Genomic DNA, 25,855 nt, shown 5'->3' on the forward strand with positions numbered 1-25,855 from the left:
GTATTATTGTCTTACAAGAAGCTTTTCCACCCTTATCAATAATTCCTCTGGATTAAATGGTTTTACCAAATAGTCGTCTGCTCCAAGTTTTAGGCATCTAATTCTATCACCGCTACTTTCTCGACAACTAAGAACAATTATGGGCACTTCAGAAAAAACACCGCTTTGTTTTGTCTTCTCAATAAATTCAAAACCATCCATTTCGGGCATTTCCAAATCGGTAATGATTAAATCGGGGAGATTACCAGATTGCATCCAGGCCATTGCCTTTAAGCCATTTTCAGCAGTAGAAACCGAATAAGATTGTCCCAAAAATTGAGCGACCAATTCACTCAACGATTTCTTATCATCAATAACTAAGATTTCCATTTTTTACAAGATTAGTGGTATTATTTGTAACGTAAAGTAAGATTAATAGTACTTTTTATGTAGTTAATGTTGCAAAACAACTCTAAGTTGTTGTCAGCTTAGAAATATAAGTGCTCCTTCCTACAAAAAGACACTCAATAGTTAGCCACAAATACTATAAGCTACTGCCTTTCGATTTTAGTTTTTAAAGTTGATAACGCCTGCAGCTAAAAGTAAATCCACATATATTCTTTGGGTCTCAATCTGGCTTAAACGATGTATTTGGGTAGATGAATTACGCTTTTGAAACGACAAATGGAATATCGGAAGTTATTAGAAAACCACAGATGAGAGATTCTTAATTGAATTCCTTAAATCAGTTGAACACAGAAAATTGGCAAAGGCATTATTAGCGGTTTAATCTTGTATGCCGCTTGCTCTAGCTGGAATAGATTTTACGGTTCTAAAACCTAAATGTTCTTGGGAAGAATCCAAAGAGTTGGCCATTCTTGCCGAAACCCTAAAACTAGCACAATAATTGGCATTGCATAGATAAGAACCACCTCGTATTACTTTTTCCTTTGCCAATGGATTAGAAGCATTATAAGCTATTTCTGCCCCTTGTGGATTGATAATCGTAGCTTCTTTTTGGGCCAAATCAGCATAATACCCAGAATGATACCAATCTTGGGTAAATTCCCATACATTGCCCACCATATCGTACAGTCCATAAGCATTGGGAGGAAAAGAACCAACAGGAGATTTATTGGTATAGCCATCGCTTGAATTATTTTCCATAGGAAATGTACCTGTCCACGTATTTGCATTTTGGTCCAACTTTTGGTAATCTGTTCCCCACGGAAAAATTCCATCCGTTAAACCACCGCGTGCAGCGTATTCCCACTCTGCCTCAGTGGGCAATCTTCTGCCCAACCATTTACAATACGCCAAAGCATCTTCAAAAGCTATATGGACAACTGGAAAATCTTCTTTTCCCTCCAAAGTACTTTCTGATCCTTTAGGGTGTTTCCAATTGGCACCTACCTTCCACTCCCACCATTGGGTAAAATCGTTTAAGTTGGTTATAGGAATATTAGGGTTCTTGAAAATTAAAGACCCCGGCTGCAGCAAAGAATCATTGGGCTTTGGGGTTCCTGCGGGAACTTGTTTTTTTAGTTCTTCCCAATCAATTGGACGTTCAGCAACGGTGACATATCCAGTTGCTTCAACAAACTTGGCAAACTGTGCATTGGTAACTTCAGTGGTATCCATAAAAAATCCATCAACCACAACAGCATGAATTGGTCTTTCATGCCCCATGGCCATTCTATCATTATCCACAGCTCCCTGCTCAAACTCACCTCCTGGAATCCAAACCATTCCTAGTGGTGTAGCCACACTATCAGGTTTTTGAACTATTACTGACCATTTTGGTTCATCATTTTGAGTTTTTACTGGATTTTTTGCATCCTTTTTGCACGAGGAATACATAACTGCACCTAAAACTGTCAGAAAAAAAGTGAATCTTTTGAGCAACATTGTAAAACTTATAACATCGATTTAAAGATACAATGCATTGTTCCATATTTAGCTATGGTTTATTGATGATGTATTGATGATGTATTTATGATGTATTCCTGTAAATAGCGATTCTTTCAGCTATGGACATAGTTTTGTATATTCATTAAACAACTATCAACTAAGCAGCACTGAACTAATTAAACAATGCGAACCCTTAAATTATTGGCCTTTTTTCTATTTTCATGCTTTTACTTTTTGCATGGTCAAAACCTTCTTCCCCCCATCTATAATTATACCTTGCTCGAGTATCAAGGAGGAAGTAAAAACTGGGGATTGTCGGTAAACAAAAAAGGTGAACTCTTTGTGGCCAACAACAAAGGGCTTTTATTTTATAATGGAGAAAAATGGAGGCTTAACAAATTGCCCAACAATACCATAATTCGCTCAGTTGCTGTTCAAGGGGACAATATTTACACGGGATCCTATGAAGAATTTGGTATTTGGAAAAAAGATGCTTTAGGTGATTTACACTACACATCCCTTACCCATCTCATCCAAGAACATGAGTTTACCAGCGAAGAATTTTGGGAAATATTACCTGTTGAAAATGCGGTGTATTTCCGTTCCTTTTCGGCCATATATAAATATGAAAATGATAAAATCCAAGTATTAGATCCTGTAGAGGTAATATCTGACTTTATAGATTACCAAGGAGAAGTCATTGTTGCTGCCGGAAACAAGGGTCTTTATAAAATCGACGGGGATAAAATAATCCCTTTAGACAATCAAGAACTATTGCATGATAAAACCATTACAGATATCGTTCAATATAATGGTGGACTTTTATTGGGCACCAAACTAAATGGATGTTATTTTTTTGATGGAAATAATGCAACTCCATGGGAAACTTCCATTAATGAAGAGCTTAAACTGCATCAATTGAACAAGCTGTTGTCTCTGGAAGATGGCAAATTGATTTTGGGAACCATTAAAAACGGTGTCTATGTTTATGAGCCCAGTACCAATAACACGAAAATCATCAATAGGGAATCCGGGTTGCAAAACAATACGGTACTTTCTCTATTGAATTTTAAGGACCAGCTATGGTTAGGTCTTGACAACGGTCTTGCTAGAGTTAGATTAGACTATCCCATTACCTATTACACAGATTATTCAGGAGTTTTGGGTATGGTATACGATATCGCTTGGCATGATAACAAACTCTATTTAGGCAGTAATACTGGGGTGTTTTATTTTGAAAAGAATCAACTCAATTTTGTGAACGCTTCCCAAGGACATGTTTGGGATTTAGAAGTAGTAGATGGGGATTTGCTCTGCGGACACAATACCGGCACTTATAAAATCCAAGGAAATACATTTAACCGAATCGCGGATATTTCAGGAGGGTATGAAATCAAAAAAGTACCCGAACAGAAACAGCTTTATCTGCAGGGCACCTATAATGGTCTTGCACGATTTGAAAGGATAGGGCAACAAGCTTGGGACATCACTAGAATAAGGGGAGTTGATTTTCCCATCAAGCAGTTCTGTTTTGAAAACCCAGAAACCTTATGGGCCGTTCATCCTTACAAAGGATTGTATAGAATTCATATGGCCAAAAACTATGATTCAATATCTCATGTTAAAGCCTACGGAGCCAAGGATAGTATTCCAAGTGAATACAACATCAAAATCTTCAACATTAAAAACCAGATAATTTTCAATAGCGAGGGAAAATGGCTCAAATATGACCCAATTTTAGATCGTATCATACGCTTTGATGAATTTCAAAAATTTAATGGCAAAGAGCTTTTCTTCTTTGATGACCAGCATTTTTGGTTTGTGGATAGTGATGAGAACAAGGAAATTGTACACACCGACCTTAAATCTGATAGTTTATTGATTTCGGATACACCCCTTCGGGAACGTCTGGCTCCTGATTCTCAAAAAATGGTAAGAATCAATGACTCCACTCTTTTTGTTACGCTTAATGATGGTTTTGCCAAAATTGACCAGAGTGAATTGAAAAATCAGCTGATCAACCAAGTACTACCGGCTCCGGAAATATTGGCTCTTCATGACGAGACAAGTTTAAGTCATGTTTCTTCAGATGACCTTCTAATTCCATATAATGATTCGAGAATAGTTACTTTGGAAGTGGCCGCCCCCCAGCTCATGAAAGCCCGTTACCAATATCAATTGCAAGGGGCCAAGGAATATTCAGGCAGGGCCGAAAATGGTTTTATAGAATTTCAAAACCTCCCTCATGGCCAATATCAATTTTCTATATCCACTGTGGGAATAGATAATCGTATTTCCGAAACTAGTTCAATCGCATTTAAAATCTCTCCTCCCTGGTTTTTATCCAACTTAATGATTGCGCTATATGTTGGCCTTGGTATTGGGACTATATTCCTAGTTCGTTTTTATAATCAAAAAAAGCTAAAGAGAAAACAGCACGAGATTGAGCTTAGAATGCAAAAAGAACAAGAAGAGAAACTTGCAGACCTTGAAAAAGAAAAACTGGCCAAGGAAATAAGACTCAAACAAAATGAACTGGCAAGCACCACTTTAAATATTGCCAAAAAGAATGAAATGATTCTTGAACTGAAAAATATGTTGGTGATGAACAAGGACAAGTTTTCCAATTCGCTTCGATATAGATCTTTCATCAAAAAACTGAACAATTCCATTCAAGACACAGAAGATTGGAAAAGATTTGAAGTGAATTTCAAGGAACTCCATGAAGATTTCTTCGAAAGATTACTCAAAACCTACCCCAATCTCACTCCAAAGGATTTAAAACTTTGCGCATATCTAAAAATGAACCTTTCCACAAAGGAAATTGCCCCATTGATGGCTATCTCAATTAGAGGCGTTGAGATACATCGTTATCGACTCAGAAAAAAGCTTCAAATTGATAATTCAAAAAACCTATCCAACTTTCTAATAACATTTTAAAGGAATTATCTTACATCATCAACGTTATTATTCCATTAATTCATACTACTTCATTACTACATCAATGTGTTAAAATTTATTTCTCAAATAAACAATCTCACTACTGCAAACCCTTTGCTGGCCTATTTCTAAACTCATTTCCACAATGATGTAATTTTTATGTAATGTGAAGCTCAGCTTTCAAACACATGAATTATTAATTTGGTAAAAATCTAACTCAATTTTTATGTAATTATGAAATTTAAACACCTCTTGTTGTCAATACCTATAATGTTGTTTTCCATGGCACTTGTGGCCCAAAACAACATGACGGTTTCCGGAACAGTTACGGACGATCAAGGAACCCCAATGCCCGGTGCCAATGTCATCCTTAAAAATACTACTACGGGTGTACAAACCGATTTTGATGGTAATTACACTCTAAACAATGTTCCCAGCAATGGCACATTGATCTTTAGTTATATCGGTTTTTCGCCCCAAGAAGTCTTTATTAATGGTCAAAATACCATTAATGTAACACTACAAGAAGACACCCAAGCGCTAGATGAAGTTGTTGTAATAGGTTATGGTGAGCTAAAAGTTAAGGATTTGACCTCTGCTATTACCACTGTAGATTCTGAAGTTTTGGACCTAGCGCCAGTAGGCCAACCCATGCAAGCACTCCAAGGTCGGGTTGCAGGTCTACAAATCGTAAACAGTGGAGGTCCCGGACAATCCCCTACGGTAAGAGTAAGAGGTGTGGGTTCATATGACCCAAATCTCTTTGACAACTCCGACCCAAGTGCTCCCTTATTTGTAGTTGATGGGGCATTTTATAATGACATTGCTTTCCTGAATCCTTCAGATATTGCTTCTGTATCTGTTTTAAAAGATGCTTCAGCTGCCGCTATTTATGGTGTTCGTGCCGCTAATGGAGTTGTTCTTATTGAAACAAAATCAGGAAAATTCAATCAAAAACCACAAATAACATATGATGGATACACAGGGTATCAAGTAGCTCAAAATGTATTGACCATGGCCAATGCCGAGCAGTTTACAACCTTGGCCTTGGAATCTGGCTCAGACCCAGATGCTCAATTCATTTTGAATGCCATGCAACGCTACGGACGTAGTCGGGTCAATCCCAATATCCCCGATGTTAACACAGACTGGTACGACCAAATCCTTCGTCAGGCCCTTATTCAAAACCATAGTTTAAATATGACTGGAGGTAGCGAACAAGCCACCTATGCTATAGGTGCCAATTTCTTCTCTCAAGAAGGTATTCTCAAAATGAAAAACGAATATGAACGATTCAATCTTAGGAGTAAAATAGATTTTCAAGTCAATGATTGGCTAAAAGTAGGTGGAAGCATGGTTTTAAGTAATTCCACCAGATATGATGCGGAAAACTCTGCCTGGCGTTTGGCTTATTATGCAGTGCCCATATTACCTGTGTTTGACCCATTATTGTTGAAAAAACCTGATGTTTTTCCTACCAACTATGCCAATGCACAAGATTTAGGGTACAGAGGAGGCCAAAACCCTTTTCCTACTATGGATTTTAGTGAGAACCGCGAGAAATCAAGAAATGTATTGGCAAATTTCTACGCAGAGGTGGATTTGGTTCCTGGAAAACTAAAATTTAAAACAGCTTATAACCACAACTTTCAAAACACCAATAGACGCGAGGTAAGGTTACCATACTTTGTTGGGAATAACTTTCAGCGGGAAGATGCATCCCTATTAAAGAGAGAAACCACTATATCTAATCAAATATGGGATAACACCTTAACTTATACTGATATTTTTGGCAAACACAATATCACAGTCTTAGGAGGGATTTCCTTTAGAGATGAAGCTTTCGACCTCTTGCAAGCTCAAGGTTTAAACTTTCCACTTTCCGGTGAAGAAGCTTATTTTATAGATCAAGCACAAACTATAGTTGAAGAACAAACTTTTGATGATGGTGCACGAGAATATGGACTATCCTATTTTGGAAGGGTGTCTTATAACTTTGATAATCGCTATCTGCTATATGGAACATTTAGAGCGGATGGCACCAATAAATACCAAGAAAAATGGGGCTATTTCCCTACCGTTGGAGCTGGCTGGGTAATATCTGAAGAATCTTTCTTTCCAAACAGCAATGCGGTAAACTTTTTGAAACTTCGCGGTAGCTGGGGAGAATTAGGCAACGATAGGGTCCCCTCCAGTGAAGGCTCTATCACATCAACCGTAGTTACTACAGCTCTTGGCGACGTATTGTTCAGTGGTTTAAATACCAGTAGCGATTTTACAGCACTAAAATGGGAAGTAACAGAAGAAATCAATGCAGGTATTTCTGCCAGATTGTTCAACAACAACCTTTCCTTAGAGGCAGATTACTACGTAAGAGACACTAAAGATGCGGTAATTCCGGTAGAACGCCCTTTGATTCCAGGTGCGACAAGACAAAATATTGGCGAAATACGAAACACTGGTTTTGAAATTGCCTTAAACTGGAATAAAAGGGTTTCTGATAATTTTAGTTATAGCATTGGAGGAAACCTAGGCACCTTGAGCAATGAAGTATTGGACTTGGGAGGGCAACCTTTCTTGGATGCCGGTACTGCAGAATTTAGACAGCGTTCTATTGTCGGTGAATCCATTTTTGCTTTCTACGGAAGAGAAGTCATAGGTGTGTATCAAAACGATGCACAAATCCAAGCAGACCCAGTAGCTGTTGCCAATGATTTGGTTCCTGGAGATTTCATTTATCGGGACATTAATGGTGACGGCGAAATCAATGATGATGACCGAACAGTTTTGGGCTCTTTCCTTCCTACATACACTTATGGTTTCAACATTGGTTTTAATTATAAAGCTTGGGATTTTTCAGCCAGTGCAACCGGTCAAGGAGGGAATTCTATTCTTAATCGTAAGCGAGGTGAGGTGATTTTCACCAACGATACCAACTGGGACAGAGATTTCGCAGTAAACCGTTGGCACGGTGAAGGCACCTCAAATAGTTACCCCTCATCCGCAGGAATCCGTAAATCTTGGAACCAACGATTGAATACTTGGTTTATTGAAGATGGTGACTTCTTTAGGATCCAGAATATAACCCTGGGATATACTGTCAATAAAGATGGTAGCCTAAAGGGAATGCCTCAGGTTAGGGTATACGCTACCGCAGAAAAGCCACTCACCTTATTTGATTATAATGGCTTTAACCCTGAAGTTTCCAATGGAGTTGATAACCAGACCTACCCTATTCCAGCGGTTTACACAGTTGGAGTAAACATTAAAATTTAAAAAAATCACTATGAAACTGTTTACAACTAACATTAAAATGAAAGCACTATTGGTCTTTTTTTCACTGGCCATAGTAGGGTGCACGGACAAACTCGATGAACCGGAATTGAACAACAACTTTGCCGGCGGTACTGACTTTACCAAGACAGAAGATATGGTTCTCTCACTTATTGGTGTATACGAAGCATTCCAATCCAGGGGATGGGAACAACCATTGCTTATTGCTGTTCGAGGTGATGATGTAAATGCTGGTGGATTGGGAGATCAACCCGATTTTGCAGAAACAGACCTTTTCAACTATAACAAAGATTATTGGATGTATAATTCCCTATGGGAAAATGTTTATGTGGATGTGATTTCTGCCCATACAGCAATGGAACAGATTGCCAGATACCAAGAACTGGCAGATGATGCTGGTGTGGCGCTTGGAAATCAATATATAGCAGAGGCTAAAGTTATTCGGGCCATTATGCTTTTCCATATTTCCCAAGTTTGGGGAGATGTGTTCATTCCAACTTCATCAGATACAGGGGAGCTCAAACAAGTAGAAACATTACCGACCCAAACAGAGGTGATGCAACACATTTCTGACCAGATGGATGAAGCTATCCCATACTTATTGGACATGCATCCAAATAAAAGAACAGATTTACCTGGCGGAGCCACCGTTTATACCGCTTTGTCCATAAAAGCATTGGCCAATCAAGAATTGGGCAATTACCAAGTAGTGGCAGATGCTTGTGCAGAGATTATCAACTCAGGTGAGTTCAGCTTGTTTCCAGACTATTATGAACTGTTCAAAACCCCCGGTAAGTTGAGTGATGAAAGCATTCTTGACATGCAATATTCCGATTTTGGACAAGGCGAAGGAGATCGCGAAGCCCATTTGTACGCGCCTTATGGCCCACAGAACTGGACTCCAGCAGTAGAAGGGGCTTCAAGTGGTTGGGGCTTCTTCGAACCCAGTATGAAGTTTATCAAATTTATGCTGGACAGGGGAGAAACCGTACGCTTGGAAACCAGCGTGCTTTTCACGGATCGTGGCATTGCAGAGTTGCAGACCGACCCCAATTATGCCTCACTCCCAGCTTTTGTTTCAAACACAACCAGAGATGGAGATTTAATCAATGATTATGCAAGGGCGTTTTTTGCCAGCGGCAAACACTATTTGCCTTCCACCCAACTAATCCCAGGAAGAACTTCATACGGCAGTAACAAAAACTTCAACATCATCCGTTACGCCGAAATTTTGCTGACCTATGCAGAGGCCCTTGCCCAAGGCGCTTCAGGTTCAGAAATGACAACTGATCAAGCTGTAAATCTTGTACGAGAGCGCGCAGGAATGACCCCATTGTCTGGAGTGACCTTGGACCAAGTGCTTGATGAAAAATTCGCCGAATTAAGCATGGAATGGGGCAAACGATACTTCGACATGATTCGATTGGGAAGAACAAACGAGTTAAGTTACGATGGCAGAACCTTTACTGAGGATAAGGCTTATTTACCCTATCCACAGGCACAAGTTGACCAATTCCCAATCCTTGATAACTAAACACAGGGGCATAACCAAAAAAACAGAACGATGAAAAGCATATATAAAATAGCGTTGAGCACCATAGCAATTGTATTGCTTGCGGCCTGCGAACAAGGCATTGACTCAATTACAGAAGTAGCTGCGGGAGTGGACGAAACTGCCCCACAGATCACCATCAATTCGCCAGTTGAAGGAGCTGAAATCAAAGTATTTGAAGAAGAAACTTCATTGGATGTTGATGTAAAGGTCACTGACGATATCGAAGTAAAGGAGGTAAAGGTTCTTTTGGATGGCACCCAAATAGCCCTTTTCAATTCTTTCAAGGATTATAGAATTATTTTAGAAGAATTCACCTATCAAGGGTTGAAGGATGGGGACCATAAATTAACCGTTATAGCCTCAGATTTAGAAGGAAAAACCTCAACCGAAGAAGTAAATTTCATTAAGTCCCCTCCTTATGAAGCGCAATTTGAAGGAGAACTTTTCTATATGCCTTTTGATAGTGATTATATGGACCTGATTGGGTTTCAGCAGGCCGAGGAAGTTGGAACCCCAGGTTTCGCTGGTGGTGGATTTGTAGGTGCCAATGCATACAAAGGAACCACCGACTCGTATTTGAATTTTCCTTTGGATGGTCTGGACAATGCAGAATTTAGTGCTGCATTTTGGTACAAGGTAAGTGCAGACCCAGATAGGGCAGGTATTTTGGTTGTTGGTGATAATGCTGATGACCGGTTCCAAGGCTTTAGATTATTCCGTGAAGGAAGTGCTGAAGAACAACGTATCAAACTTAATGTGGGAACCGGAGCAGGAGAAAGTTGGAACGATGGTGGAGTCATAGATGTAACTGCTGGCGAGTGGGTACACATTACCATGTCCATCTCCCAAACAAAGAGTACTATCTATTTCAATGGGGTTGAAATGCTTTCAGCTGATATGGCCGCTCCTATCGATTGGACGGATTGCGAAGTTCTGACCATTGGTGCAGGCGGGCCAACTTTTGATTATTGGAACCATAAATCTGATAGTAGTGGTATAGATGAGTTGCGCATATTCAATAAAGCACTGGACCAGAATGATATCCAAATCATGTTGAATGCACTTAATCCTTATACTCCTGTATACCCTGGTGAATCCTTTTACATGCCTTTTGATGGGGATTACATTGACCTTGTTGGCAGCAAAGCTGCAATCTCAGTGGGCTCTCCCGGATTCACAGACGATAGTCAAGAAGGTCAATCCTACCTAGGTGCTTTGGATTCCTACATCAATTATCCTGCTGATGGATTACTATCCAACGAGTTTAGTGGTGCATTCTGGTACAAAGTAAATGCAGACCCAGATAGAGCCGGAATCATAGTAATAGGAGATGACGCTGCAGATCGCTTCCAAGGTTTCAGACTATTTAGAGAAGGTAGTGCTGATGAGCAACGCATTAAACTTAATGTGGGTACTGGCACTGGAGAAAGTTGGAATGATGGTGACGTAATTGATGTAACCGCAGGTGAATGGGTACATGTTGCATTCACTATCGCAACTGATAAAAACACCATCTACCTTAATGGAAGTGAAGTAAGCTCTTCAGATATGTCTGCACCTATTGATTGGACAGGCTGTAACACCTTTAACATTGGATCTGGTGGGCCAACATTTGATTATTGGAATCACTTATCAGATTACAGTGCTATTGACGAGCTTCGCTTCTTCAATAAAGCCCTTACGCCAGAAGAAGTTGCCGAGATTGCCGGGGGAACCTTTACCCCTAAAAATTTCGGTTCAACCCTATACATGCCTTTTGATGGCTCCAACACCGAAGCTAACTCAAATACTGACCCAACTGTAGTAGGAACAACAGGGTTTGCAGGCGAAAGTAGTGGTGGCACAGATGCCTATGCAGGGGCTGCTGATTCATATTTGACTTTCCCAATAGATGGTCTTTTTAGCGCACAGTTCACCGGAGCATTTTGGTACAAAGTGAATTCTGATCCGGACAGGGCGGGTATATTAACAGTTAGTCCTCCTATGAATGGCACGGATAATGACCTTTCTGCCGGCTTCAGGTTGTTTAGAGAAGGGAATGCCGACGAACAACGCATCAAACTTCATGTAGGCGCAGATACGGGCAGTGTTTGGAATGATGGAGATGTATTGGATGCAACTGCCAATGAATGGGTACACATCGCATTTGTAGTTGATGACACTACCACCAGAATTTATTTCAATGGAGAACCCGTTGAAAATACAGGAGATATGACCGGGGCAACGATCAGTTGGGAAAACTGTTCCATTCTTTCCATAGGTTCTGGCGCGCCAAACTTCATTGGATGGAACCATTTATCCGACCTCAGTTATATAGATGAGCTCTACTTTTTTGATAAGGCACTCACGCAAGAGGAAATCCAAGAAGTAATGGACAATTAAGAAATAGTGATAGATCAATTTAGTTATTTGAGTTAGTTAGTTTAGTTTCAATGAGGATAGTTCTAGTAATTTTTATATGTGCCATGGTGTCTTTAGTAGCGGGATGCAATGGCACAGGAACTTCCAAGAAAAAGTTGGTGGCCCAAAATACTTTGGGCCCCAACTCTTCTGACGAAGAACTTATGGATCTTATTCAACGGCAGACCTTCAATTATTTTTGGGAAGGTGCTGAACCTAATTCTGGTCTAGCCCGTGAACGTATCCATTTAGATAGTATTTACCCTGCACACGATAAAGATATTGTTACCATTGGTGGATCAGGTTTTGGGATAATGGCCATTTTAGTGGGAGTAGAACGTGATTTCATCACCCGAGATGAAGCTTTAAAAAGATTCGAAAAAATAACCACTTTTTTAGAAAAAGCTGAGCGTTTTCACGGTGCTTGGCCCCATTGGTTAAATCCAGATGGAACCGTTGCACCATTTAGCACCAAAGATAATGGCGGTGATTTAGTGGAAACTGCTTTTTTGATTCAAGGTCTTTTAACTGCAAAAGCATATTTCAACCATGATAATGACCGCGAACAAAAGCTTGCCCAAAAAATTCAAACGCTTTGGGAAGGAGTGGAATGGAATTGGTACACAAAAGGAGAAAACGTCTTGTACTGGCACTGGAGCCCTAATTATAAGTGGGAAATGGATTTTCCGGTTGGAGGGTATAACGAAGCTTTAATCATGTACATTTTGGCAGCTTCTTCTCCCACTTATCCTATTGAAAAGGAAGTTTACGAAAAAGGTTGGGCCAGGGATGGACTTATTGAAAATGACACAATATACTATGGTTTGCAAACGGAATTGAATCATTATGAGCACAGTAACTCGCCAGTAGGCCCACTTTTTTGGGCACATTATTCTTATTTAGGATTGGACCCCAATGATTTGGTCGATCAATATGGAAATTATTGGGACCTCAATAAAAACCATGCACTGATTCATTACAAACATGCCATGAAAAACCCAGGAGGTTTCGAGGGTTATGGGCAAAATTGTTGGGGGTTGACCTCCAGCTATTCTCTAAAAGGGTATGCCGGTCATAGACCAGATGACGATATTGGTGTGATTTCACCAACCGCAGCATTGTCATCATTTCCATATACTCCAAAAGAGAGCATGCAATTCCTTCGGTTCTTATATCAAGATCATGATAGTCTTATTGGCAAATATGGACCTTTTGATGCATTCAGTTTTGAAAAGGATTGGTACCTCCCTAGATACCTTGCCATAGATCAAGGCCCTATTCCTGTGATGATTGAAAATTACAGAAGTGGGCTTTTCTGGAAATTGTTCATGTCCAATAAAGATGTACAACAAGGACTGCAAAAACTGGGCTTTCAAAGTCCACATTTAAAAAACAATGGTTAGAATTATATATATTTTTTTGATTGCTACCACTCTTTTATCTTCTTGTGGTGGTAATGACGACTATACATATACACCTATTGAATTCCCAGATGACGATACCGCTACGCCTCCAGATGAAGAACCCACTATAAGTGATGAAGATCTTTTAAATCTAACACAAGCGGAAACCTTCAAATATTTCTGGGATTTTGCTGAGGCAAACTCAGGTGGAGCAAAAGAAAGATATCATCCCGATGACCCTAATAGGGATGCCCATGTCGTAACTTCTGGAGGAACTGGATTCGGTCTAATGGCTATTTTGGTTGGTATTGAACGAGGTTTCATCTCTAGGGAACAGGGGGTGGAACGATTAAGTACCCTTTTGGATTTTTTGGAAAATGCAGATCGTTTTCATGGAGCTTGGTCGCATTGGATCAATGGTTCCAACGGCTCCGCAATACCCTTTAGCTCATTGGACAACGGAGGTGATTTGGTGGAAACCGCTTTTTTAACACAAGGTCTGATTTGCGTCAAAGAATATTTTAAAAATGGAAGTGCCCCTGAAAAGGTATTGGCCCAACAAGCTGACGAACTTTGGAAAGGAGTAGAATGGGATTGGTATACCCAAAATAAAAATGCGTTGTACTGGCATTGGAGCCCAAATTTTGGGTTTCAAATCAATCTTGAGCTTAAAGGTTACAATGAGGTATTGATTGCCTATGTTTTGGCAGCAGCTTCTCCTGATTACAGTATTGAAAAAGAAGTGTATACCAATGGCTGGGCATCTAATGGCGGAATTACCTACCCCAACAATAAGTACGGGTTCCCATTATTGGTAAGGCATGCCGGTGCCCTGGAATATGGTGGTCCTCTTTTTTGGGCTCATTATTCGTATCTCGGGCTCAATCCAAATGGCCTTTCCGATGAATATGTAAACTATTGGAACGTAAACGTCAACCATTCCAAAATAAACTACAACTACTGTGTGGAGAATCCTAATGGCTTTGAAGATTACGGTGAAGATTGTTGGGGGCTAACCGCTAGCTATTCTCGAAATGCTGGTGGTACAATAGGTTACAATGCACACCATCCCGCCAACGACACAGGGGTTATATCTCCTACAGCCGCCATCAGCTCGATTCCATACACCCCTAATGAGTCACTAAGTGCCATGCACTATTACTATAAGAACAAAGACAAACTTTTGGGTCCAGCAGGATTTTACGATGCTTTTAGTCCAGAGCACAACTTTTGGGTGGCCGAAGCTTATTTGGCCATTGACCAAGGTCCTCAAATTATTATGATAGAAAACCATAGAACTGGTCTTTTGTGGAATTTGTTCATGCAAAATGAAGATGTTCAAGTCGGCTTGGACAAACTCGGCTTTCAGTACAACAACTAGGTAATTGAATCAATATATAAACCCAAATTACTTAAACATGAATTCATCCCGACTTTTAGCCCTATTTGTCATCCAACTACTCGTGGTGAATTTGGCTTGGGGACAAAACAAATTTGCCATTCCAGAAGTAGAGGCTTTGCTTCAACAAATGACTCTTGAAGAAAAAATTGGGCAATTGAATCTACTCACTCCTGGTGGCGGTGTGGCAACAGGTTCCGTAGTTAGCGAAAATGTGGAAGCTAAAATTAAAGCAGGGCAAGTAGGTGGATTGTTTGGCGTAGCTGGCCCAGAAAGGGTGAGACAAGCACAAGACATTGCCCTAAAACATTCCCGCCTAAAAATTCCGTTGTTGATTGGTTCCGATGTAATCCATGGGTATAAAACAACTTATCCCATTCCGTTGGGCCTCTCCTCATCTTGGGATATGAATTTGATTCAAAAAGCAGCTCAGATGGCTGCCAAAGAGGCCACCGCCGATGGCATCATGTGGAATTTTTCACCGATGGTCGACATTGCTCGTGACCCCCGATGGGGGCGCATTGCCGAAGGTGCTGGAGAAGACCCTTATTTGGGAGCTAAAATTGCCGAAGCTATGGTCAAAGGGTATCAAGGTGATGATTTGACCGCTCCCCATACCATGCTGGCCTGTGTAAAACATTTTGCACTCTACGGAGCTAGTGAAGCAGGTAGGGATTACCATAGTGTGGACATGAGTAAAATCAAAATGTATAACCAGTACTTACCGCCTTATAAAGCCGCTGTTGATGCCGGTGTAGCAAGTATAATGACCTCCTTCAACGATATTGATGGTATTCCGGCAACTGGAAATCGATGGCTATTGACCAATTTACTTCGTGATGAATGGAAATTCAACGGTTTTGTTGTTTCCGATTATACTTCTCTCAACGAAATGATGGCCCATGGCCTTGGCAATTTGCAACAGGTTTCAACATTGGCCCTAAAAGCTGGATTAGATATGGACATGGTGGGTGAAGGCTTTCTGACCACACTTAAAAAATCCGTGGAAGAAGGTAAGGTTACTGAGAAAGAAATTACCCAAGCCTGTAGAAGAATCTTGGAAGCCAAATATAAGGCCGGCCTTTTTGAAGACCCATATCGTTATCTTAATGCCGATAGACCTAAAAAAGATATTTTAACAGAAGAAAATAGAGCTCTTGCAAGAGAATTGGCCACTCGTTCATTTGTATTGCTTAAAAACCATGATGAAATTCTTCCCATCAATAAAAAACAAAAAATAGCCTTAGTAGGACCATTGGCCCATAGCAGAAACAATATGCTGGGCACTTGGGCTCCCACCGGAGATACTAAATTGGCAGTTACCGTATTGGAAGGATTCAAAAATGTGGCCCCTGATGCCCAAATCAGCTATGCGAAGGGCTCCAACATTTCAAATGATAAAGAATTTGCAAAAAAAGTGAACGTTTTCGGGCCTAGAATATTAAAAGATAAGCGTTCCCCCGAAACCTTGCTCCATGAAGCCATAGCCATAGCGGAAAAAGCTGATATAGTTGTAGCTGTTGTGGGTGAAGCTACTGAAATGAGTGGTGAAGCTGCCAGCAGAACTGATTTATCCATTCCGGAAAGCCAAAAGAAATTGATAAAAGCTTTAGTGGAAACCAGAAAACCTGTGGCTTTGGTTTTGATGAGTGGCAGACCGCTGACAATCCCAGAAGAGTTTGAAATGCCTGTAGCCATGTTACAAGTATGGCACCCAGGTATAGAGGCCGGTAATGCCATAGCTGACGTAGTTTTTGGCGATTATGCCCCTTCAGGAAAGCTTACGGCCACTTGGCCAAGAAATGTTGGGCAAATCCCCATCTATCACAGTGTAAAAAATACAGGAAGACCGGCCCCAGAAAACACTTTTGAAAAATTCAAGTCCAACTATTTGGATGTATCCAATAGTCCTTTGCTTCCTTTTGGATATGGGTTGAGCTATACCAATTTTGAATATTCCAACCTAAATGTGAACAAATCAGAAATAAGTGAAGGTGAATCTGTTCAAGTAATGGTTACCGTAACCAATACTGGCAACTACGATGGAGAAGAAGTGGTGCAATTGTACCTCAGAGATGTTGTCCGAAGTATTACTCCCCCTACACGTCAATTGAAAGGTTTTCAAAAGGTTTTTTTAAAAAAAGGTGAAAGTCAAAAAATTACACTTACCTTAAAACCAGAAGACTTGAAATTTTACAACAGTACTTTACAGTTTGTTGCTGAACCGGGTGAATTTGAGGTGTTTGTTGGAACAGATTCCACTTGCGATCTTAAAACATCCTTTATCCTAAAATAACTTTACATATCCATAATATATGTAGATACGACCATAACTTGTCTTATTTTTATTTTTATGGCCAGTATGGTCTAGAGATTTGAAAAATTAGAAATACCAACCAAAATCAACCAATAATGAGCAAAAATCTTTACGTAATCCTATTGCTCGTTCTTTCTGTTTCCTGCAAACAGGAGAAGACCATACCAGAAGTTGAGCAAAAGCCCCTCAATATTGTTTTTATCATGTCGGATGACCATGCATCACAAGCTATTAGCGCATACGGCCATGAAATCAGCAAATTGGCACCCACTCCTAACATAGATCGTTTGGCTAAAAATGGTGCGATTTTTAAAAATAACTTCTGCACCAACTCCATCTGCGGTCCCAGCAGAGCTGTTATTTTAACAGGAAAACATAGTCACATCAACGGTTTTAGAATGAATGGGGAGCGATTTGATGGTAATCAGGCCACCTTGCCCAAACATCTAAAAAAACTTGGATATGAGACCGCCATTGTAGGTAAATGGCACTTGCATGGCGTTCCCACTGGTTTTGATTATTGGGAAATTTTGGATGGACAGGGAAAATACTATAACCCAGAATTCATCAAAGGAAATGATACGGTTTGGACAGAGGGCTACGCAACAGACCTCATCACAGAAAAAGGGCTGAATTGGCTCAAACAAAGAGATAGTGTTGAACAGCCTTTTTTATTGATGGTCCATCATAAAGCTCCCCATAGAAATTGGATGCCCGCTTTGCGACATGCCAACAAATACGATTCCATTACATTTCCCTTACCCGAAAACTATTTCCCTGAATTTTTAGATCAACAAGCTTCTGTGGAACAAGAACAAACCATTTATGTGGATATGTACGAGGGCCACGACTTAAAAATGACCAAAGCTTATGGGAGTCCTGAATTGGACCATAATCCTTGGCCCAGTGATTTTGAGCGCATGACCCCCGAACAATGGGATGCCTGGAACAAGGCCTATCTCCCTAAAAACAACGCCTTTCATGAAGCGAATTTAACCGGAAAGGAATTGGCCATCTGGAAAGGACAGCGTTATTTACAGGATTATCTGGCAACCGTTGCTTCTGTTGATGAAAGCGTTGGAAAGATTCTTGATTATTTAGAGGAAACCGGTTTAGATGAAAACACTTTAGTGGTGTATACCTCAGATCAAGGGTTCTATTTGGGTGAAAAAGGATGGTTCGACAAGCGTTTTATGTACGAACAATCCCTAAGAATGCCATTACTTATGCAACTCCCTGGGGTTATTGCTCCAGGTACTGAAATTGATGCCCTTACCCAAAATCTGGATTTTGCCCCGACTTTTTTGGACTTGGCTGGAGGTTTGGACTATGCTTCCCAAATGCAGGGAAAATCTTTTAAAGCCCTCTTGGATGGATCCACGGATGATTTTAAAGAAGCTATTTATTACCACTATTACGATTTTCCTGCCTTCCATATGGTAAAAAAACAGTACGGAGTGCGCACCAAGCGCTATAAGCTCATCCATTTTTATGATGATATTGACCAGTGGGAATTTTATGATTTGGAAAAAGACCCTCAAGAAATGTACAATGCCATCAAGGATGAAGCGTATGCGGATATCATTCCCATAATGCACAAAAAACTGGACAGCCTTCAAGAGCTTTACAAAGTAACCGATAAAGAATTTGAAAATGCTCCGAAGGAGGAAGTTGAAAAAGCACATCAATTTTTTGAAGGACTACTTAAAAAGAACCAATCATGAAACAAACATTTTGGGCAATACTACTTTTAATAGGCATGTATGGACAAGCACAATCCATCAGTGTATTGTCTTACAACATCCGTTATGACAATCCCGAAGACGGTGAGAACAACTGGAAATACAGAAAAGAATTTCTCATTTCTCAGCTTAAATTCTTTGGTCCAGATGTTTTTGGAACACAAGAAGGCTTGATCAATCAATTAAAGGATTTAGATACTGGTCTTCAAGAATACAGCTACTTTGGTATTGGTCGGGATCATGGTGATGACCGTGGCGAGTTTACAGCTATTTTTTACAATCACAATAAATTTGAAGTTGTGGAAGAAAGTACATTTTGGTTATCCACAACTCCAGATAAACCCTCTAAAGATTGGGACGCTGCCCTTCCCAGAATTTGCACATACGGACATTTTAAGTCCAAGAGCAATCCATCTGAATTCTTACTTTTCAATACCCATTTTGACCATAGAGGCAAGATTGCCAGAGAAAAAAGTGCCCAATTAATCCTTGAGAAAATAAAACAATTCAACCCTAAGAATCTACCTGTAATCTTGATGGGGGATTTTAACTTGGAAAGCGATTCCAAAGGCATTCAACTGATCACGGAACAAATGCTGGACACCCAAATTGCTGCTGGAAGTGATGCCCATGGCCCTAAAGGGACGTTCAATGGTTTCGATTTTACCAAACCCGTGAAGAACAGGATAGATTATATTTTCACATCCCCAGAAAATATTAAAATTATAAAAAGTGCAATTTTGAGCGATTCATTTGATTGTAGGTATCCCTCGGATCACTTGCCTGTTTATGCAGAATTACGACTGATGGCCCAATAAATTTATACTATGGTCAAATCTAGCGCAGTCGAGACCTAAATGAAATCTTGTTTGAAAGACTTCTCGACCGTGCTCGAAGTGACAAATTCAGTCATTTATTGTCCCAAGACCTGAACTTCAAAGGCTATCAGCTCTTGATGTTCAAATTTTGGGGAAACTTCAATAGGGTTACAGCAAATTTCGCAATCCTCAACATAAGTTTGTTGATGAACTGAAGTATCCAAAAGAAATGAGATCTCTTCCCAACAATAAGGACATTGAAAGAAATGCTCCAGCATTTTACATCACTTTAAAAATCAATATTGAGCAGCTCTCCACTGATTTGAAGCATTTGTAACTCGGCCAATTTTGCATTGTACTTGGCTTGACTTTGCGCCAATTCAGCATTTAACAGGTTCAACTGAGCTTGTCTAAACTCAATTGAAGTAATCTGTCCCAATTTATAACGCTCATCTGTACGATTGAAATTATTCTGATTGGTTTGTAGATTTTTCTCCTGCACTTGCAGAACATATAAGGCATTGGTATAGCTGTCCCATGCATTTTGAATATCTCGCTCTACTTCCAGTTCTATCTGCTTTTTGAGCAACTCCTGGTTCTCATATCCAATCTTTGCATTTTGAATACCTGTAATGGAACTACCTCCATCAAAAAGGTTCCATGTTAAATTTACCCCTCCCGAGACTCCTGTGGAAGTATTTTGTATCGTAAATGCCAAAGGACTGTTATTACTGGACTCATTCCAGCCATAACTTCCCGTAAGGCCAATGGTAGGTAAAAAGGCGCTTCTGGCCACTTTAATGTTATAATTATTGATATTGATATCCTTTTCAGCAATCTGCAATTGAATGTTATTCAGCTTTGCCTCGTTGTGCATATTCTCCATTTGAAGATTGGGCACAAAAGTCACTGTTGTATCTGCAGCAAATTGAGTAGAGAGCTCCCTATTCAGAATTAGGTTTAAATCTCTCATTGTGTTACGAAGCTGTTGTCTGGAATTCAATAAATTGATGCTATCCGTATTGATGTCCACCTCAGCATTCAGTACATCAAGTCCTGTGTTTTGACCATATTCGAACTGATACTGTGCACGTTTTAATCTATCCTTAGAAATTTGAAGGGCTTCTTCCAAATTTTTGGTGTTTTCCGTTAATCGAGCCACTTCGTAGTACACAGAGAACAGTTGTAAAATGGTATTTTCAATGGTCTGCCTTACCTCCAATTCAGATTGTTCGTTGCGTTCTTGAAAACTTTTGTAGTTATAATATCGGCCTAAACCATCAAACAATGTGTAATTGACATTTAAAGATGCATTATAACGACGGGTTTCAGCCCCGTCGGCATTTCTGGTTTCCCCATTGGCCAAAACTCCTTCGGTATTTTGACGATCTATACTCCCGCCTGCAAGAGCCGAAACTGTTGGCAAATATCCAGAATTGAGGATTCCTGCATTATTCTCATCAATCTCTTTGAGATTACGAGCTACCTTTATGCCCAAATTGTTATTCAAAACGAGCTCAACAGCCTCTTGCTTGGAAAGCATAGGTTCTTGGGCCTTTGCTTGGTATCCATAAATCAGTAAAAAAAAGGATAACGTATAAAAAATACTTCTCATTATGTTGTCTCTTCTAGAACTTTTGAAGTTTCTTCTCCGGATTCACCTTGGTCATGTGCTCCATTCAGTTGGTGTTGGGTGACTTCATGCATATCTTCCTCTTCGTGTTGTTCTTTAATAGCTCTTTCCACTTCTTCTTTGGTGACTTTTTCGCCGGTCCATAACATTTTTGCCCATACTTTAACATTATTTCCAAATGACAGGAACAAAGGCAGCATTAAAAGTGTAAGAATGGTCGCAAAACCAATACCATATGCAATGGATATGGCCATAGGCTTTAAAAATTGGGCTTGTCTACTTTTTTCAAGAAGTAATGGTGCCAATCCAGCAATTGTTGTTACCGAGGTTAAGAAAATAGCTCTAAAACGAGATTTTCCAGCCTCATAGATGGCATCATCAAATTTCATCCCATTTCTCAGATTGATATTGAACTTGCCAATCAATACCAAACCATCATTAACCATGATCCCAATAAGCGCAATAATCCCCAACATGGACAATATATTAATAGGAAACCCATGAATCCAGTGGCCCCAGGCCACAGCGGTCAAACTAAATGGCACTAGAAGCAATAATAGCAGGGGTTGGCTAAAACTTCTAAAGGTGAACGCTATGGTTATGAATATGAGAAAAAGTGACGTAAGTCCTACAAAACGAAGAGAGCCTATAAGCTTATTGGCCTCTCTGTTCTGACCTTCAAAAGAAGGTGTTATTGAGGGATATTTTGATAGAATATCTGGCATTACATCATTACGAATCCAAGCCATTGCATCCGTTCCACTTGTAGTCTCTGGGTCTGTTAAATCAGACGACACCTGTATTTCACGTTGACCGTCCAAGTGATTTATGGCCACATCTCCCCGTTCAATGGAATACGTGGCAATTTCTTTGAGTGGAATTCGTTCTCCATTGGGTGCCAAAATCCGCATTTCATCCAAATCGTTGATGGACGATCTATTTGTTCTGTCATAACGCACCCATACCCGAATTTCATCTTGACCTCTTTGAAAGCGTTGTGCTTGGGCACCAAAAAAGCCCGACCTTACTTGACTCATCACTGTACGAAGGTCCAATCCCAATAAATAAGCATTTTCCTTTAATTGCAGCCTTATTTCCTTAATTCCAGCTGGGTCATTATCGGTAACATCCTTTAAAGTGACATTATTCAGCATTGCTGTTTTCAATTCCTCTTTGGCTGCTTTCAGTTCAACAATATCACTTCCCAATAGGGAAACAGAAACTGGATCACCTCCGAAATTACCCCCTGCTCCATAAATCAAGCTTTCCACTCCAACCACCGGACCAACCAATTTCCGAAGCCTTCCGGTCACCATATCTGATCTAATCTCATCTGGACGTTCTTCTCCTGGCAATAGATTAATGACCAAAGTTGCTGTTGATGAACCTGGCCCCACATTTTTGATCATGTTCTCAAAAAGCATCTTATCATACCCTTGTAAAAACTCTTCGGTAAGCTGTTGGTTTACTATATATGCCTTTTCCTGAATCAAACTAATGATGGAATCGGTGACTTTTTCATTGGTACCATTGGGCATTTGCAACTCTACCTGAATCTGGTCACTGGCTATTCTGGGAAAAAAAGATGTTCGGATAACTCCACCTCCAATGGTTCCAAGAGTCAACACCAGTGTCATAAAGAATATGGCGAAGGTCAATATTTTATAATCCAGTGCAAAACGAAGGGCGGGGCCATACCATTTATCCCGCATGTAGACCATAATCTTGTCACCTATCTTGTTGATGACACGTAATTCGGAAAAAATTTTGGCCAACCCTTTTTTGGGTCCTTTTTGCTGGGGTTGAAGTGCTTTTGAATGCGCCAAATGCGCTGGTAAAATAATTAAGGCCTCTACTAAGGAAACTACCAATGTGAGCATCACTATAACAGATACTTCACTAAAAAATTCTCCGATACGACCATCCAAAAACAAGAAAATGGAGAATGCCAGTATCGTTGTGATGATGGCCGAAACAATAGGCGGAATTACTTCTAAAGTACCATCTATGGCAGCTTGTACGGGCGACTTGCCTTTTTCATAATGCTGATAGATGTTTTCCGCTATCACAATACCATCATCCACCAAAATACCGATGACTATGATCATCCCAAAAAGGGACAACACATTGATGGTAACATTGAGCATTGGAGCAAAAACAAACATTCCCAAAAAAGCAATAGGCAGACCAAATGCCACCCAAAAAGCCAATCGTGTATTGAGGAACAGAGACAGAAACACCAATACCAGAATCATTCCCACTATAGCGTTTTCTGTAAGCAGTTCTGTACGCTGTGTCAAAGTTTTGGAGCGATCTTCAATGACTTCCAGTTGTACGTTGGTGTATTTTTGATTGAAATCCTCAATATATTCCTTGATGTTCTCTGCCGAACCAATCAAATCTTCTGTGTTGGTACTGGTAACGGTGAGATTTACGGATAGATTATCATTAAAATATGAAGCATTGGGTGTTTCAGAAAAACGGTCACGAATTTTTGCCACATCCTTTAACCGAATAGTACGGCCAGATTCATCTGCCCTAACCACCACATTGGATAGCTCATCCCCATAATAGGAACGATTGTTGGCCCTGATCAAATATTCTTCGGAGTTTGTCTTGATATTACCTCCCGTGACCAATAGATTGGCATTGGAAACTGCCTGTGCAACCTCATTGAAAGAAAGATTATATGCCAAAAGACTATTTTCATCTACCGCAATCTCAATTTCTTCGTCTGGATAACCGGCAATTTCAATTTGTGAAATCCCATCTATGGCCCTTAAATCATTCTCTATTTGACGTCCAATCTGTTTCAACGTAACCAAAGGCACCTCTTCTCCACTTATCGAGAAGCTTATGGTAGGCCTAACTGCCTCCAGTTTTGAAACAATCAACGGCTCCATATCTGCCGGGAAAGTAGGAACACGATCCACCGCATTCTTAACTTCCAAAAGCATAAAGTCAATATCTCTGCCTTTTTCAATTTCAACATTGATAGAACCGCTGTTTTCCCTTGAAGTAGATGTAACTCGTTCCACTCCCTCAAGCCCCTTAAGGTTATCCTCTATTTTAAGTACAATTCCTTCTTCAATCTCTTGGGGAGATGCTCCAGGATAAGTAATATTGATAAGGACGTTCTTGGAATCTGCTAGCGGAAAAAAGGAAGACTTTAAAGAAAGTGCGCCAACAATACCAAAAACAATGAACGCAACGATGATTACATTCACAGCTACGTGATATTTTATAAAATATGAGATTACCTTTTTCACGGATTGGTATTTTTTGGTTTACTACCATCAAATACTTTGACCAACATTCCAGCATAAGCCCCTGTAAGTGCCTTTGAAACCACTACTTCACCATCGGGAACATTTTTAAGCACCATTTTTTTATCGGTAAAATAAACTGGTGTAACATCAATACGGTCCAAAATGGAATCCCTGACCACAAAAATCTGATTGTTTTCCAACAACAGTGATCGATCCATCTCGACAGCTTCCTGTTCTTGTTTAGCTTGTAGGTTGGCCTCTAAATACTGCCCTTCTTTAAGTGCTTCATTTTTTACCTCAATATAAACCGTAACCGTTTGGGAATTTTGATCTACACTTGCATTTACTCGAGTTACTTCACCTGGATAGGTCTCTGTTTTTTCTAGATTTGACAACTCCACTTTTTTACCAACCTTGAGAAAATCACTATACGTTTTACTCACGGACACTTCCAGTTCATATACCCCTGTATTGATGAACTCTCCCAATTTTTGTCCAGAACGAATCAAAGTACCCTCAGTCACTAAGGCATCTGTGAGAACACCTTTGAAGGGAGCGGCAATGGTATATTTGGACAATCGTTGCTCTAGATTTTTAACATTGTAGTAGTTTGAAATAACTCCTCTACCTGTAATGAAGAATTTTTCCTTTTCTGATGACATTTTCGGTAATTCTGGAGTGGTTTTGTCAAGGTCAAACTTGTTCAAATATTCCTGCCATTTAGGATAAATTTCAGGATAATCCAGCCTTAAATCGGGCATAATGGAAGTCAATAAGTTGTATAGACTACTTTTGGCAGACTGAACACTGGCATAGTATTCATTGGCATCAATTCTAATCAAAGTTTGGCCTGCATTGTATTCTTGACCTGTTCGGAACAATTTACTCCCTTGCCTAAAAACTCCTTGCACCTCAGCAAAAAGTTCCAGTCTTTTTTTGGCCCTTAGGTTTCCATTAGCTGGAACCACAATTGGAACGATACCATTTTGTACGGTATCCACAAATACTGTTTTTATAACTTTCTGGGATGGAGGTCTTTTGTTGCTTTTGCTACCTGCAATAAGTCCTGCAAAATATAAAGACCCAAAAATGATGATGCCGCCCACAACGGCCGAAATTATAAGCTTTCGCATGTGCTGGGGAAATTAGTCTATGCAAAGCTATTCGCTACTTTCTTTTCAAAGGTTAAATATTT

Annotated in this window: 15 protein-coding genes; 9 read left to right on the forward strand and 6 right to left on the reverse strand. The window is 40.0% G+C overall.

The features are described 5' to 3' along the window. Window positions 1–3: 3 nt before the first annotated feature. Together HJC33_RS00895 and HJC33_RS00900 are read right to left on the reverse strand one after the other, a co-directional pair. On the reverse strand, window positions 4–369 hold the full coding sequence (locus tag HJC33_RS00895; RefSeq protein ID WP_171656902.1) for a response regulator transcription factor: 366 nt from the start codon (window positions 367–369) through the stop codon (window positions 4–6). A gap of 396 nt (window positions 370–765) precedes the next feature. Next, on the reverse strand, window positions 766–1,746 hold the full coding sequence (locus HJC33_RS00900; protein WP_313777720.1) for a formylglycine-generating enzyme family protein: 981 nt from the start codon (window positions 1,744–1,746) through the stop codon (window positions 766–768). Between the two features lie 327 nt (window positions 1,747–2,073). Here HJC33_RS00900 and HJC33_RS00905 point away from each other — a divergent pair, with 327 nt between their 5' ends. The 9 genes from HJC33_RS00905 (at window position 2,074) to HJC33_RS00945 (ending at window position 19,758) form a co-directional block, all read left to right on the forward strand. Continuing rightward, the gene (locus tag HJC33_RS00905) at window positions 2,074–4,830 is read left to right on the forward strand and encodes a helix-turn-helix and ligand-binding sensor domain-containing protein (RefSeq protein ID WP_171656904.1); all 2,757 of its coding nucleotides are present in this window, start codon (window positions 2,074–2,076) and stop codon (window positions 4,828–4,830) included. 255 nt (window positions 4,831–5,085) lie between these two features. After that, window positions 5,086–8,106 carry a SusC/RagA family TonB-linked outer membrane protein gene (locus tag HJC33_RS00910; protein WP_313777721.1) on the forward strand — a complete coding sequence of 1,007 codons (3,021 nt, stop codon included), beginning with the start codon at window positions 5,086–5,088 and terminating at the stop codon, window positions 8,104–8,106. Between the two features lie 10 nt (window positions 8,107–8,116). Continuing rightward, entirely contained in the window at window positions 8,117–9,658 is a 1,542-nt protein-coding gene (locus HJC33_RS00915) for a RagB/SusD family nutrient uptake outer membrane protein (RefSeq protein ID WP_171656906.1), read from the forward strand. Between the two features lie 30 nt (window positions 9,659–9,688). Further along, the gene (locus HJC33_RS00920) at window positions 9,689–12,061 is read left to right on the forward strand and encodes a LamG-like jellyroll fold domain-containing protein (RefSeq protein WP_171656907.1); all 2,373 of its coding nucleotides are present in this window, start codon (window positions 9,689–9,691) and stop codon (window positions 12,059–12,061) included. 50 nt (window positions 12,062–12,111) lie between these two features. Beyond that, the gene (locus HJC33_RS00925) at window positions 12,112–13,482 is read left to right on the forward strand and encodes a glucoamylase family protein (RefSeq protein WP_171656908.1); all 1,371 of its coding nucleotides are present in this window, start codon (window positions 12,112–12,114) and stop codon (window positions 13,480–13,482) included. Beyond that, window positions 13,475–14,863, forward strand: a complete 1,389-nt coding sequence (locus HJC33_RS00930; RefSeq protein WP_171656909.1) for a glucoamylase family protein — start codon at window positions 13,475–13,477, stop codon at window positions 14,861–14,863. The genes HJC33_RS00925 and HJC33_RS00930 overlap by 8 nt, the downstream gene beginning before the upstream one ends. A gap of 37 nt (window positions 14,864–14,900) precedes the next feature. Further along, window positions 14,901–17,177, forward strand: coding sequence for a beta-glucosidase BglX (bglX, locus tag HJC33_RS00935; RefSeq protein WP_171656910.1), 2,277 nt, complete (start codon window positions 14,901–14,903; stop codon window positions 17,175–17,177). Between the two features lie 116 nt (window positions 17,178–17,293). Next, complete coding sequence (locus HJC33_RS00940; protein ID WP_171656911.1) at window positions 17,294–18,922, forward strand: sulfatase family protein; 1,629 nt, start codon at window positions 17,294–17,296, stop codon at window positions 18,920–18,922. Next, window positions 18,919–19,758 (forward strand): endonuclease/exonuclease/phosphatase family protein, encoded by an 840-nt coding sequence (locus tag HJC33_RS00945; RefSeq protein WP_171656912.1) that lies wholly within the window; start codon window positions 18,919–18,921, stop codon window positions 19,756–19,758. Before HJC33_RS00940 ends, HJC33_RS00945 begins: the two co-directional genes overlap by 4 nt. Window positions 19,759–19,853: 95 nt before the next feature. On the opposite strand, the gene HJC33_RS00950 is transcribed toward HJC33_RS00945, so the two are convergent. From HJC33_RS00950 to HJC33_RS00965, 4 genes are read right to left on the reverse strand one after another with little or no spacing between them, the layout of a single operon-like run. Continuing rightward, window positions 19,854–20,036 (reverse strand): zinc ribbon domain-containing protein, encoded by a 183-nt coding sequence (locus HJC33_RS00950; RefSeq protein ID WP_171656913.1) that lies wholly within the window; start codon window positions 20,034–20,036, stop codon window positions 19,854–19,856. A gap of 11 nt (window positions 20,037–20,047) precedes the next feature. Then, the gene (locus HJC33_RS00955; protein ID WP_171656914.1) at window positions 20,048–21,373 is read right to left on the reverse strand and encodes a TolC family protein; all 1,326 of its coding nucleotides are present in this window, start codon (window positions 21,371–21,373) and stop codon (window positions 20,048–20,050) included. After that, window positions 21,373–24,660: an efflux RND transporter permease subunit gene (locus HJC33_RS00960; protein WP_171656915.1), complete on the reverse strand. Its 3,288-nt coding sequence runs from the start codon at window positions 24,658–24,660 to the stop codon at window positions 21,373–21,375. The genes HJC33_RS00955 and HJC33_RS00960 overlap by 1 nt, the downstream gene beginning before the upstream one ends. Then, a complete protein-coding gene (locus HJC33_RS00965; protein WP_171656916.1) occupies window positions 24,657–25,793 on the reverse strand; it encodes an efflux RND transporter periplasmic adaptor subunit in 1,137 nt (378 codons plus the stop codon). Before HJC33_RS00965 ends, HJC33_RS00960 begins: the two co-directional genes overlap by 4 nt. Window positions 25,794–25,855 lie beyond the last annotated feature (62 nt).

This window comes from Flagellimonas amphidinii (assembly GCF_013090115.1).
Taxonomy (GTDB): Bacteria; Bacteroidota; Bacteroidia; order Flavobacteriales; family Flavobacteriaceae; genus Flagellimonas; species Flagellimonas amphidinii.